12 protein-coding genes are annotated in these 13,927 nt (G+C 43.9%); 1 reads left to right on the plus strand and 11 read right to left on the minus strand.

The window, feature by feature from the left end:
* From D081_RS05810 to thiT, 7 genes are all read right to left on the minus strand, one after another.
* Positions 1 to 645 carry a Flp family type IVb pilin gene (locus D081_RS05810; RefSeq protein WP_085023182.1) on the minus strand — a complete coding sequence of 215 codons (645 nt, stop codon included), beginning with the start codon at positions 643 to 645 and terminating at the stop codon, positions 1 to 3.
* 185 nt (positions 646 to 830) lie between these two features.
* A complete protein-coding gene (locus tag D081_RS05815; RefSeq protein WP_085023183.1) occupies positions 831 to 1,487 on the minus strand; it encodes a Flp family type IVb pilin in 657 nt (218 codons plus the stop codon).
* A 214-nt stretch (positions 1,488 to 1,701) separates the two neighbouring features.
* On the minus strand, positions 1,702 to 3,210 hold the full coding sequence (locus D081_RS05820) for a methyl-accepting chemotaxis protein (protein ID WP_085023184.1): 1,509 nt from the start codon (positions 3,208 to 3,210) through the stop codon (positions 1,702 to 1,704).
* Between the two features lie 491 nt (positions 3,211 to 3,701).
* Positions 3,702 to 3,860 carry a rubredoxin gene (gene rd, locus D081_RS05825; protein WP_085023185.1) on the minus strand — a complete coding sequence of 53 codons (159 nt, stop codon included), beginning with the start codon at positions 3,858 to 3,860 and terminating at the stop codon, positions 3,702 to 3,704.
* A gap of 32 nt (positions 3,861 to 3,892) precedes the next feature.
* Positions 3,893 to 5,014: a GTP pyrophosphokinase family protein gene (locus D081_RS05830; RefSeq protein ID WP_085023186.1), complete on the minus strand. Its 1,122-nt coding sequence runs from the start codon at positions 5,012 to 5,014 to the stop codon at positions 3,893 to 3,895.
* Positions 5,015 to 5,298: 284 nt separating this feature from the next.
* Entirely contained in the window at positions 5,299 to 6,996 is a 1,698-nt protein-coding gene (locus D081_RS05835; RefSeq protein WP_085023187.1) for a carbon starvation protein A, read from the minus strand.
* A gap of 598 nt (positions 6,997 to 7,594) precedes the next feature.
* Positions 7,595 to 8,134 carry an energy-coupled thiamine transporter ThiT gene (gene thiT, locus D081_RS05840; protein WP_085023188.1) on the minus strand — a complete coding sequence of 180 codons (540 nt, stop codon included), beginning with the start codon at positions 8,132 to 8,134 and terminating at the stop codon, positions 7,595 to 7,597.
* 201 nt (positions 8,135 to 8,335) lie between these two features.
* Between thiT and D081_RS05845 the strand changes: the two genes are divergently transcribed.
* Positions 8,336 to 10,444, plus strand: a complete 2,109-nt coding sequence (locus D081_RS05845; protein WP_085023189.1) for a cyclic nucleotide-binding domain-containing protein — start codon at positions 8,336 to 8,338, stop codon at positions 10,442 to 10,444.
* A gap of 86 nt (positions 10,445 to 10,530) precedes the next feature.
* Here the strand turns inward: D081_RS05845 and cdd are convergent, their stop codons facing one another.
* The 4 genes from cdd to D081_RS05865 all read right to left on the minus strand — a co-directional run bounded on the left by cdd (position 10,531) and on the right by D081_RS05865 (position 13,699).
* Entirely contained in the window at positions 10,531 to 10,962 is a 432-nt protein-coding gene (gene cdd, locus D081_RS05850; RefSeq protein ID WP_085023190.1) for a cytidine deaminase, read from the minus strand.
* Between the two features lie 40 nt (positions 10,963 to 11,002).
* Positions 11,003 to 11,842: an AmmeMemoRadiSam system radical SAM enzyme gene (gene amrS / locus D081_RS05855; protein ID WP_085023191.1), complete on the minus strand. Its 840-nt coding sequence runs from the start codon at positions 11,840 to 11,842 to the stop codon at positions 11,003 to 11,005.
* Positions 11,843 to 11,915: 73 nt separating this feature from the next.
* On the minus strand, positions 11,916 to 12,908 hold the full coding sequence (locus tag D081_RS05860) for an ABC transporter substrate-binding protein (protein ID WP_158087572.1): 993 nt from the start codon (positions 12,906 to 12,908) through the stop codon (positions 11,916 to 11,918).
* A 182-nt stretch (positions 12,909 to 13,090) separates the two neighbouring features.
* A complete protein-coding gene (locus tag D081_RS05865) occupies positions 13,091 to 13,699 on the minus strand; it encodes a hypothetical protein (protein WP_085023193.1) in 609 nt (202 codons plus the stop codon).
* Positions 13,700 to 13,927: the final 228 nt, after the last annotated feature.

Here is a 13,927-nt window from a genome sequence, read left to right on the forward strand (position 1 = left end):
TCATTTTTTCGTTGTAAGCCCAGCTTCTCTACCATTAGGAGAAGAATTTGGATTCACCACAATCTCAACATCCGTTAATACTCCATTAGTATATTTTAAATTCTTTGCCTTTACACCAAGATACTTAGTTTGTGTGTTTCCTGCGTTATCCAAAGCATAATCAGAGAATAAATATCTTTGGGATGATCCTTCCTCCCGCGTTGAAAAACCGAAAATACTCAAGTCATGAGTTTCTCCGTCACCAGAACTACCCCTTGTGGTATAAAAACTATTAGTATCGTCTGTAAATTTAAATGTGCCTAACAAAATTTCATCATTTTTCGTAGTCCCAAGCATTGTCTGTATTTCAGATTTAGTCTTTCCAAGAAGATTATTTCTTATGCTATTCAAATAATCCTTATCCGCAGCCAAACGCTCGCTGTTATCAATAGCTCTTAAGTCCGCTTCACTCATTGATGCCCATCTCTCCTGCTCCGTTTCAACCCCAAGGGCATGAGCTACTCTTGCAAAGGTATTGGCAATGGCATTATCTAGGCCACTGCCCTGCACCGCTATGGCAATACCCAAAATAAATGCCAAAAGCAGAGCATACTCCACTATACCCTGCCCCTTTTGTTTTCTTACATCACGCAAATTCATCAACATAATGAATCACCTCTCTAAGTACATTATGTCTCTCATTTAATACATTCCTGTTACTGTTCTATCGTCACCTAGTACTTTATACTTAATTATAAATTAAAAAAAATTATTCATCAAACCAATTTTAGTTATATAAAAAATTGAGGTTAGCCTATTGGCTAACCTCTTTTGCTTTTTGTGAAATAACATTATTGGTAACTATTTTTAGTAACCGTTACTTCAATATCATTTCCATCATGATTTGCACTTTGTGGATTTACGATTAAATGAACACTCTCTACCTGATTATTGCTATCAAAAGTAAAACCCATTATTTTTATACCGTTACCGGTAGTCCTGCCATTATTATTAAAATCATCTTGAGCATGAGTAAGGGCAAAATCGGAATAGAGATAACGCCTTGTGTTATCGTAATCTGAACTCCCTGTTCCCCAAGCATAGAAATCTCCGGTTTTAGCACTGGTTTCATTAGTATCATGGTTGGTGGATATTAAATTTCCTTGGTCATCCCTTTTCTCCGTCAAGTGTCCTACCAGTACACCCCATTGTGGAATCTTATTGGAATTGATATTATACTTTGATTGTAGCTCAGATGAGGTCAAACCAATAAACTGCTTCCCAATATTGGCCAAAAAATCCCGGTCAGATGCCAACCTTGCCTCAGCAGATGCGGTGTCAGCCAAAAGATCATTGGCATTCATAGTACTCCACTTATCCTTATCTGTCTCAACCCCTAAGGCCTGAGCTACTCTGGAAAATGTATTGGCTATGGCATTATCAATTCCACTGCCCTGCATGGCAATAGCAATAGCCAAAATAAAAGCCAAAAGCAGAGCATACTCCACTATACCCTGCCCCTTTTGTTTTCTTACATTACTTAATCTCCTCAACATAATGAATCACCTCTCTATAAGCATTATGCCGTCAACACACAGATTTGTTACCATATTATCGATGTTATCGAATTTTAACTTAATTATTACCTTTATTATAAGAAAAAAATAGGTGAAAATCCATGTTTTCACCTATTTTAATAATAATTTAATTATATACTGTTGTTTAAACCTTAAACTGTCTTACAGCCTCCTGCAACAGCTCTGCCTGAGCACTAAGCTCTACAGAAGCGGATGCGCTTTCCTCTGCTGTAGCGGAATTGGTCTGAACCACATTGGACACCTGTACCACGCCCTGATTAAGCATTTGCAGGGAAGAATTCTGTTTAACGGAGGCATCTGCAATCTCACTTACCAAAGAAGCGACCTCGCCAACCCCGTCCTTGATGCTCTTAAGGGCATCAGAGGTTTCATTGGCCAGCTGGGTTCCCAGGTTAACCTTGCTAATGGATTCCTCAATAATATCCGTAGTTTCCTTGGCAGCCTTGGCACTTCTGGCAGCCAGATTTCTTACCTCCTCTGCCACCACGGCAAAGCCCTTACCGTGCTGACCGGCTCTGGCGGCCTCTACTGCGGCATTGAGAGCCAAAATATTGGTCTGGAAAGCAATTTCATCTATAACCTTAATTATCTTGGCAATATTATTGGAAGACTGATTAATATCCTCCATAGCCTTCAACATTTCATTCATGCGTCTGTTGCCCATATCAGCCTTGCCGTTGGCATCATTGGTGATTTCATTGGCATGCTCAGCCTTTTGGGCATTCTGTGCTGTCTGGTGGGTGATTTCCTGAATAGTGGCTGACAGCTCCTCCACAGAAGCGGCCTGGGTTGTTGCCCCCTGGGCCAGCATGTTGCCACTGTCAGAAATATTCTTGGAGCCTGCTGCCACCTGAGATGCAGAAACACCTATGCTCTTCATCAGCTCATGCATGGTATTCTTCATCTTGTTTGTATCTATGGCCAGCTGGGCCAGCTCATCGTTGCCAACAGCGGCAATATCCCTGGTAGTAAGATCACCGGCGGCAATTCTTTCCATTGTCTCAGTTACATCATATACCGCATTCATCTTGCGGTTAATGATATAGATGGAAATAGCACCAACTATCAGGAAAAGTACAATGGCAGCCATGGCCATCTTGAAAATAAACTCTCTTTCAAGGGCAATAACAGGAGCGCTTGGAGCACCCACAAAGAGCATACCGATACGCTTGCCACTGCCGTCCACAATTGGCTGATAGCAGGTATAATATGGCACACCAATAACATCGGCCTCCACATTGGCGGTTTCACCCTTGCCCATAACCCTGGCAACGATGTCCTCATTGGCCTTTGTACCAACTGCCCGCTGCCCATCCTTCATAACATTGGTGGATACACGGGTATCATTGTTAAAAATGGTTACTGCTTCCTCACCGGCAAGGTTGTCCAGCTCACTGGTAAGGCCCTCCATCAGGGTGCTGCCTTTGTACAGCTTACCTTCCTTAATATTCCATTCCCCTGGATACTTTACAGCAATAAGCTGCTCCACCCGCTCTGCCACACCGGAAACCTTGCTGATATAAGCATCATCAAAGCCCTTTGCTGAGTTAATATAAGCAAGAATACCCAGCAATACACATGCAACGAGCAAACACCCATCAACAAAAATTACTGCCTGCGTTTTTAGTTTCATACTCTTCCCTCTTTTCAGCGAATTGAGCTTTCTTTCACATTTCACACATGTAAAATTCGCTATCGGCTACAAAATATCCTTTATTGATATTAAATTTTTAATAAAAATACACTTTTAAATTGCAGAAATTTCCGATAATGATATTTTAAATGATATATATTCGCAATTTCCTCATAGGGGTGGTCAAGGGAATCAAAAATTAGTATAATGTAGATACAGACAAAATATTCAATATAGTCTGACTCTTTTTTCTAACCAAAAAAGGGGGTGCATAGGTGAAATTCAAAACTGATGCTATTGGGTATGTGTTTTTGTGGTAGAAGGTGATGAGGAAGTAGACGACCTTCTGGGAGACGTGGAAGACGACCAGTAAGTATCGTCGAAAGTAAGTATTATGTTTTGCCGATTATTAACTGCCGAATTAGTATAATGTAGATGAAATTAAAAAGCAGGATTCCTTTTACAGGAACCCTGCTTTTCTTATGCCCCTATCAAGCCTTTTCGAACATGTCCTTGGTTACACCGCAGATTGGGCAAACCCAGTCATCAGGAATATCCTCAAATGCTGTGCCTGGAGCGATACCGCCGTCCGGATCACCCACCTCAGGATCATAAATGTAACCACATGGTCCGCACTGATACTTATCCATCTTAAACTCTCCTTCCATAAAAAACATCTTTATTATGCATCGCCCCAAATACCTGAAATCCATTTGCTTTCATTTACGAGGCGCAGCTTACGGCTGATTTCAAAAAGCTCATCGGTATCATGCCTAACCTTTTTATCGTTGCCGCTGGCAGACAATCCATAAAAGCGCTTCACCTGCTCCCTGGTGTACTTGTTCTTTATGAGAATGGCCTGACACAAATTGTTAAACAGCAAATTGGTGGTAAAGTACTCCGTATGGGTCTCACGGGCGTAATATCGTGTGAGCTTCAGCATGATATCACTGTACTCAAGGAATGCACCATACAAATCACCAAGGGTCTTAATTTCAAACCAGAATAAATTCCGCAGATGATTGTAGGCCGGTGTAGGCAGATACTCCATCTGCAGGGCATTGCTGTACATCTCGATAAACTCGAAATACTCGTCATTCTTGGAAAGGTACTCATTCAGGGTAACCTCATCCAGTGGCAGTATCTGATATTCCCCGTGGGCAATCTGCTCAATAATACCATGCTTGTAGTTCTTGATATTTTCACTAAGCTCCACAAACTGGTTATCCGCAATCTCCAGCAAGCCTGCAATACGGGAAAATTCACGGCGAATGGCACTAGGAACGCCAAAGGAGCTCTTGTAGCCCAGATCATGCTCTATCTCTGCCCAGGCATGCTGCAGCACCGTTCTGATCTGAATCTCGCAACGAATTTTGCAAAATTCTTCTTTATAGCCATCCTCCGGCTTTAGAGAAATAATATTGTGAAGGGAAAGATAACCAAACTGGGTGGCGCTGAGGGCCTTCCGCTTATCTACAGAATTTTCCTCATCCACCACAAAGGTTTCCCTTAGGGCATCGGAAATTTCATCCACAGTATCATTAAGATAACAGATAATGCGGGCTCCACAAAGATCCGTAATATCATAAATGGACTGGTACTTGCCACTTTTACGGCGGAGCTTGTCTGCCAGACTGTCTACAGTCTTTACACGGTAGCACACTTCCATGGTGAAAAAATTATGCTTCTTTATCATCTCCGTCAGCTTATTGTGGAGAATCTCACCTAATTCATTATAAGTTTCAATGTTTTTTGAGTAAGTCTGAAGTATCTCCTTTTCCTTACTCAGCAAATCACCGTACATAATTATCCCCCAATATTTGCTATGTCATAATATCTTACAACATACCTGCCTGTGTACTATTTCTATATGAATTATAAAAATCCTGCTAAAAATGAAGGACACTTGCAAAATACAAGTGTCCTTATGGATTATTATTTACATATTATAACGCCATTGTTCAAATTTTTCTTCTTTAGAAGAAAAATCTTCCAATTAGCGTTTCCCTAAAGGACTAACTCACTTCGTTCGTGTCGCAACGAGCTGGGAGATATGTTCGTCAGCTGTTGTAATCATCTTAAAGCTCGTTATAAATCCGCAACAGGTTCTTCGTTATCTTTATCATCCTCAACTTGTCCCTTCAGCAGCTCCCTGCCGCAGTGCTTAACCACAAGCACAGCCAAGGTCATAAGAGCCAGGGCCAAGATCAGCTGAAGACCATCCACCATGAATACGAAGTTGCCGGTGCCCAGCTTGGTGTAAATACCCACAACACTGAGAACCAGTGCACTCATGGTTACCAGGAACATGAAGGTCATAGGAACATAAAGCATCCATCCCTTGCGGCCGGTGGTACGAAGGAATACAGCCAAAGCAATAAGCACAAGGGCGGAAAGAAGCTGGTTGGCAGCGCCAAAGAGAGGCCAGATGTTCATGTAGCCGGCCAGGCAAAGGAGATACGCCAATACCAGAGTCACTGAGGTAGCAACGTAATTATTGCTGAAGAACTTGGCAACAGGCCCCTGCTCCTCACCGGCATCAGGAGCGAACAGCTCCTGGAGGGACATACGGCCGATACGGGCAACGGAATCGATAGTGGTCATGGCCAATGCAGATACGCACATGGTCATGAAGCATACAGCCACATGCTGAGGCAGACCGAACATCATGAAGAAACCGCCTACAGCCCCGGCAAAGGTCTGGAAAGGAGTACCCTGTGGCAACACACCACCGGTAGCAGCGGAGCAAACAATTACCAGTGCCACTACACCCAGCAGGGATTCAATAAGCATAGCACCATAGCCAACGCTGAGCATATCCTTTTCATTATTGATAGTCTTGGAGGAAGTACCGGAGGAAACAAGGCTATGGAAACCGGAAACGGCACCACAGGCAATGGTGATAAACAGAATTGGGAACAGGCTCAGACCCTTAACCTCAAAGCCAACAAAGGCCGGCATGTTAATTGTAGGATTGGCAACCAAAACACCGATGATGGCACCTGCCAGCATACCAAGAAGCAGGAAGGAAGACAGATAGTCACGAGGCTGCATAAGAAGCCACATAGGAAGCACAGAAGCAATAAAGCAATAGCCAAATACCACATAACGCCATACAGTGGCATCAAAATACATTGGGAAAGCAATACCGGTAGCCATCATGGCCAGGAACAGTACAAAGCCTACAGCCAGCTTAACTCCCTCTTTTGGCTGGAACTTGCGGATAAAGAAGCCAAAGCCCATGGCCACGAAAATGTACAGCATGGAAATGGAAGCGGCAGAAGCATTCGGAGCAGCCAGGCTGCCATCCTTGGCAAAGCCGTTGAAGGTATTGGCAACAATATCAGCAAAAGCGGCAATTACCAGCAGTGTAAAGAGCCAGCAGAACAGCAGGAACAGGCGGCGGCCAGTCTTGCCCACATACTGCTCAATGAGCATGCCCATGGACTTGCCCTGATTCTTTACGGAAGCGTAAAGAGCTGTAAAATCCTGAACTGCACCAAAGAACACACCACCTACCAGCAGCCAGAGAAGAGCCGGCAGCCAGCCGAACATGGCGGCAATAATCGGGCCGGTAATAGGACCTGCACCGGCAATGGAGGAAAACTGATTGGCAAATACAGTAAACTTGGAGGCTGGAGAATAATCCTTGCCATCCTCAAATTCATGTGCCGGGGTTTTGGCATTAACATCAATTCCCCAGGTCTTTACCAGCCACCGGCCATAGACCAGATAAGCAGTGGCAAAGAACACCATCGCAAAACCAACGACCATTAATCCATTCATAACAATTCCTTCTTTCCCTTAATCTTAAAAAAATATAAGTCCTCACAACACCAAACAAGCAAGATGAAAGCATACCGGCTTTCATCAGCCCTTACACGAAATCTAAAGTTCATCTTCATCTTTCAGATTTGATTCACTAAGATTTCATAGTAAAAAATCCTCCGTCCTCAGTTTCTGAAGACGAAGGATTAACTCCGCGGTACCACTTCTCTTACTGCCCATACAGGCAGTCACTTTATAACAGACCATCATCTGTCCTTTTTGATAACGGTGAAGACACCGGAGAAGCTTACTACAGCCTACACTGGGTTCAGCCCTCTGCTGACAGGTGATAAAATACAGACCACTTTGCTCCACTCACACCATACTGAAGCTCGCTGAAAAGCGTTACATCTGCACTCGCGTCCTGAGTCCTTGCATTTGTGTTGTTTTGTTGTGACATATAGTAACACTATCCTCAGTATAGGTCAAGAAAAATATCAATTTTTGTAATATATTTTTATAAAAAGGGTAAACTGTCAGACAATTGTATGCAAAATATCCTTATTTATAGGACACTATCCGATATAGTCCACCGTAAATGGACATTATTGTCATATTATATGGACTCATCCTTCATGGCTTTAATAATGCGTTTCACTGGCAAAAAATGAAGTATAATACAGCAAATAATCAGATCCGGAACTATAGTTGCAGCATTGTATACAGCTGAGTAAATTACAGGAGATGTCCCCTCAGGTGCATAGGCTCCAAAGAACACAACACCGGAAATAAAATGACACATAAACTTCAGAAAAAAGGCAACTACCGTACCTAAAATTATTCGTTTTTTAAACAGGGCCATCACTGCCATGGCCATATAAGGAAACGGATAGTCAAACAGCACCTGAACAGGGTGATAAAAGTATGGATTCACCATCAGGTTGATAGTGCCGCAAATAAATCCAGCCAACAGGGTAACACGGCTGCCATAGCAGTAGGCCAGCAATATAAGGGGCACCATGGTTCCAATATTCACCTCTCCCCCCTGGGGCATTTTAAAAAAATGTATCTGACCAAGAACTGTGGTCATGGCAATAATCAGGGCTGTACGGGACAACAGCTGGGCTGAAAAATGATTGTCACGGGCTAAAAACATATAAATTCTCCAAACATTAATTATTTAATAAAATCCCCTTCATTATACAATAAATACAATATGTGTAAAACTTATTATTAATTAACTTTTCATAGGACTATTTTACTTCAAATACTGGACTCTTTTCCCTTGCCTACATATTGCAATTTATATAGAATAGAATTGATTAAAAATGTGTTTACGTAAACAGGAGGTAGCTTCGTGGAGAAGATAAAAATTGAAAAAGGACAAACCCTTCATCAGCGTGATGAAGCCGTTGAATTCCTGGATATCGTTCTTACAGGCGAAATAGCCATGACTGACGGCAGCAATACAGAGGTGAGTCTTACCAACGGTTCCATGATAGGTGCCACCTATCAGCCTGGTGAAGCCTTCACCTTTGATTATGTGGCAAAGGATACTACTATTATCCTACGCTTTGACTATGAGTCCGAGGATGATATTGTAACTGCTGTAACCAGCACTCCTGCCGTGGCACCAGCCATTGCAGCAGCCAACATGGAAGCAGTCAGCAATACCCTCAGTGCCCTGTCAGAAGCCACAGATGCAGCTGCTGACCTCTGCAAGGAACTGAAATACAATTACAATGAATATCAGTTTATGTGTGTACAGCTGGGGCAGGCACCTTCAAAGTATCCTCTGCTGGATGTTTTGGCTGCTCCTGAGCCATCTGCAGCTCTTTCCGGCTGGCAGGCAGATATGTGCAACGCCTACTGTGAAAACAAGGAGGCATTGGAAAGCAGCTTCTACCCTGTCAATGTAAATTTCTGCGTTGAAACGGTTATGCGTGCCGCTTCACTGGGACGCTACTTTAAGCAGGAGCTGCTGTCTGTTCTTGGCTTTATTGATACCACCAAATCCACCTCTGCGGACTTCACCACAGAATTCTACAATGTAAAATCCCGTGTTGGCGGTGGCAGCTCCGGTGCCTCTGGTACTGCTCCTGCTATCAAGAATGCCATTGACATGATTCTGGCCTTCTCCGGCGTAGATCCTGATGTAGCTGATAACTTCCGCAAGGACGTTAAGACCTACACTGATATTGAAGATCGTCACTCCCACTCAGACGAAATGCGTCGTCTCCGCAGAAGCCTGTGCGACGGCTTCTACAAGATTTATGAGGAAGCATTCTTCAAGAGCATGGAAACTGACCATCTTCCTGTAGAGGTTCAGATGTTCTTCTACTTTGGCTTTGTGGACGAGGTTATGGCCGGCGAAGCCAATACCGAGTTCCTCTACCGCACAGCAGTTGGCTGGGAGCAGGACCCTAAGGGACGCATTCTCTCCTTCTACGATTGGCTGGTAAAGATTTACAAGGGCGAGGCAATGCCTTCCAAGAACGAATTTGACAGTGACTGGCTGGATTATCTCCGTGAAGAGGTCCGCAACAACAGAATGAGCCAGAAGGAAGCTGACAAGCTGAAGGAAGACGGCCGTGCCAAGGTTAACTACGAAATTCATAACATGTTCATGGGTGCAAACAAGACCACCCATGGCCATCTGGCATCCTTCGTGCCTATGTTTAATTCCCAGGACGTTATCCGTCCTCTGGACAAGTGCCTGCTGACTCCATCCGCAGTACGGGAGTCCTTCCACAAGGTATTGGATATTGACTACAGCCTGTTCTATCGTCCTGCCCTTAAATCCTATCCTGAATTCAAGATTCAGCATTTCATGTACAACACCGAGGTTAAGCCTTATATTATCCTCATGCCGAATATTGGCACCCGTGGCCTTATGTGGCAGGAGGTTGAGGGACCACGCAAGGAAACTCCGGCCCACATGATGCTGTCCATTTTCCACACTGAGGACGTGGATGCTACCGTAGTAAAGATGTGTGCCTTCTTCCGTTGGGAAATGTGCCGCCGCATTATGGGTGTCCGCTACTCTGATATTTCTGAACCATCCCTTACCTCGGAGTACACCAATTATCTCCAGTTCTACCGCAAGAACGGCTATCTTTCCAGCGATGCCAAGGAAGCCATTAAGATGGCACTGCAAAAGGCCCGCAATGATTACAAGGTGGTATTCGTGGCTGACTATGAGAAGTATATTCTCAACGAGGCACAGGGCATGTCCCGTCTCAATAAGGAAGCAAGGGAGATCCTCTTTAAATACTGCACCTTCTCTGCAAAATACCGCGGCCTCCGGGGCAGCACACCACAGTATCAGCAGCTCTGTGAAGCCTTTAAAATACAGCAGGCCAACCGCCTCCACAACCTGGATTTGACTCTCCGCAAGATGAAGAGCATAAAGCCGGATGGAGTTGCGCCTGAGGTTCCTGCTGAAATCGAGTTTGCAAAGCTTTAATTTAATAGGCAGAATAAACACAAAAGCCCGCAGTTATTGACGTAAATATTCAATAACTGTGGGCTTCTTTGTATTATGAGGAATTTCTATTTCAAAAATTCAGGTCCAAAGCTCATGGGCAAGAGCTCCTCCAGAGTCATTTCCTTGTAATCCTCCGTGCTTTTGGCCATAATTACCCTTATATCCGCAGGATTGCCAAATTCCCTCATAACCTGGCGGCAGACACCGCAGGGAGCACAATAGTCCTTAATATCACCATTTGGTCCCCCCACTATGGCCACAGCCACCAGCTTGGCGTTTTTATCCTGGGCAATGGCATGAAAAATGGCATTTCTCTCAGCACATATTCCCGCCGGATAAGAGGCATTTTCCACATTTACCCCAGTATAAACCCTTCCGTCAGACATCAGCAACGCCGCTGACACATGGAAGCCCGAATAAGGTGCATAGGCTCCGGCTATATGATCCATGGCCGTCTGTATCAGCTTTTTTCTGTCAAAATCCACAGCTTTACTCATTGCAACAATACCTCGTTTTCTTCATGAACAGTATTCCTGTTTAAACATTCCCCAAATAAACATAATCCAGATACTCCCGGCAGATATCCTGCAGCAGATGCAGTGTTTCCACAGGTGTTGCCCCGGTTTTTAACTTATAACGGGGAAAATAACGTGATAAATGAAGGGGAATATCCTTCCCCAGCTCAGAAAGCCACTGGGCCTCCTCCCGCATCATGGACGGGTCATCATTAATTTCCGGAATAACAAGGGTGGTTACCTCCACGTGCACACCGGCATCAACTGCTGAGCGGATAGTTGCCTTTGCCGTGGCAAAATCTCCCCCCATCCACTTATAGCCATCTTCAGAAAATACTTTCAAATCGATATTCATGGCATCCACATACGGAAGCAGACTCTCCAAAGGCTCCTGCAATACCTGTCCGTTTGTGACCAGCACCACCTTTTGTCCTGCTGATTTCAGCAAAGGAGCCACATCCATTATATACTCATAGCTCAGAAATGGCTCATTGTAGGTAAAGGCCACCCCGATGCTCCTGGCCTCCCTGGTGGCTTTATGCGCTATATCCACCAGCTTCTCCGGGGACACATAGCCCTGTGATACCTCTATACCATGCTGGGAAATATCATGATTTTGACAGAAGGGACATTTCATGTTGCACCCGAATCCACCCAGTGACAAGATTGTGGAGCCGGCATAAAAATGATATAGTGGCTTCTTTTCAATGGGATCAACAGCCAAGGCGGTAACCTGCCCATAGGACAGGCTGACAATGGCTCCATCAACATTTTTTCTTGTGCCACAGAATCCGGTTTTCCCAGAACTCAAAACACATTTATGGGGACACAGGCCACAAATCAATGAACTGTTCTCACTCATAGCGCATCTTCCTCGTAAAAAGCCGTAACCCTTACTACAAGGGCTACGGCTTTATTTATTATGTCAATTATGCTTACTTCAAATACTGGTCCACATTGGCAGCCTTTAAATATTCGCGGTTAACGAACTTGCTGATATCAAAATCATTTTTCAGCTTGCCAATACCTACCAGGAATTTAATAGTGTCATTTAATCCGGCTATATCCTTATCCTCAATATAAACCGTATAGCTATACTTTGAAATAACCGGTTTGAGCTGCTCCGGCTTAAGGGATAAGTATTTGGCAACCTTATTGAGGGTAGCATCATCCAGCTTTGACAGCTCCTGTACCCCACGGGCATAGTTTTTGATTATGATGGATACCACCTCAGGATGTGACTTTGCGTATTCGGCTCTCGCCACCATGCCATTTACGCCAAGCAGACCAACCTTGGTACCATCACTGATGATACGGCCAATCCCCTTTTCCGCTATACGGGTTGCATTTGGCTCCCAAATAGCCACTGCATCCACTTCTCCTCTGGCCAATACAGCTTCTGCATCACCGGCCATGATATTAACCAGCTTGACATCATCAATAGTCAGGCCACCGGCCTTTAGGAACTTCTGGGTAAGGTTATGACCAGTGGAACCAATAACCGTGGCAATGGTCTTCCCCTTAAATTCCGCAGGAGAAGAAAGCTGATTCCGATTGCCCGCCACAATGGCGTAAGCTGACGGACCCTCACAGGTAATAGCTACCAGCTCATTATTCTGACCACCGGCAATCCCAGATACAACGGGAACATCACCAATAACACCTATATCAGATTTTCCCGAAGCCAAGGAATCATTCATTGGTGGGCCGGACTCAAAATCCTGCCATTTTACAGTCAACCCCTGTGCCTTAAGGTCCTCCTCTATCCAGCCCTTTTCCTTGGCTACAAATAAAGGAACAAAGGCGGCAGATGGCTGAATGGCAATATTTACGGTTTTGGACGGATCAACTGCCGATTCAGAGCCACAGCCCGCAAAAAGACCGCCTGCAACAGCAACTGATGCGGCCAAAGCAACTGAAACCAGCATATTTATTTTTTTCCTGATATCAAATAACATCTTAAACCAGTCCCTTTGTATTGTTTAGTTAATAATTATAATACCCCATCTGCCCGGGTGACTGTCAAGACCTGATTATAGCAATGCAATAAGCGAATTATAAAAACGGCCCGGCAGAGTCTTTTGTCAAACTCCGACAGGCCGTTTCCACATTATTGCTTATCTCTTATTATTGATGGCCAGTCCTTGCCAATGTCGGAATAACCAAACCATTTCTTTGAGGCATCCCAGGTGAACTGGTAGCGGGAAGATCTTGGATGTGGTATATATGCATTTTCAAAGGCCAGGACCAAATTTCCATTCTTCAAAACAACGATATATGGGAAGGTTCCTGGTTCATGAGCATAGTTCTGGCTGTCAATATAGGTCACAATCTTCTGGGCATCCGGAGAATATCCATACATATATGCACGTTCAATAGACTGAACTACGTAATATAACTCGCTGTTGCTGGTATTCTTGATTACACGGAATGTATATCCGTTAGTTACTTCAGGATAATATTGTTCAGATATTCTGGTGTCATTAAGCCATACAATAAGATGCATTCTCTTGTCACTGCCAGTTTGCCACAGCTTACGCATCTGGAACTTAAGCGTACCATACGGAGTACTGAATGTATCTGAAACCGCATCATTATCTCTCATATTTTCCGTAAAATTCTCTGCATCATATATCACCTGATAGGTTTCAGCAGCAAAACACACGGCTGTACAGGTCATCACCAACAGACTAAGTACAGCAACAAACAATTTTCTCATTTTTTTACCTCCCTAGTGCAATTATCAAATATCGGATACATAAAAAATTTCTTCAGGCACCATCCCCCCGCCAAAAATCATCCTTAAGCATCATATAATAGTATTTTTTCAAAACGTAATGAAATATCAAAAAGATATACACTATATGGAGATATAATTCTACATATAATTCCACATTCCTGCTTTATTATTGTCTGTTTACCTTCATCTACATGCATTTTTTCCCAT

The organism is Anaerovibrio sp. JC8 (genome assembly GCF_002100115.1).
Lineage (GTDB): Bacteria > Bacillota > Negativicutes > Selenomonadales > Selenomonadaceae > Anaerovibrio.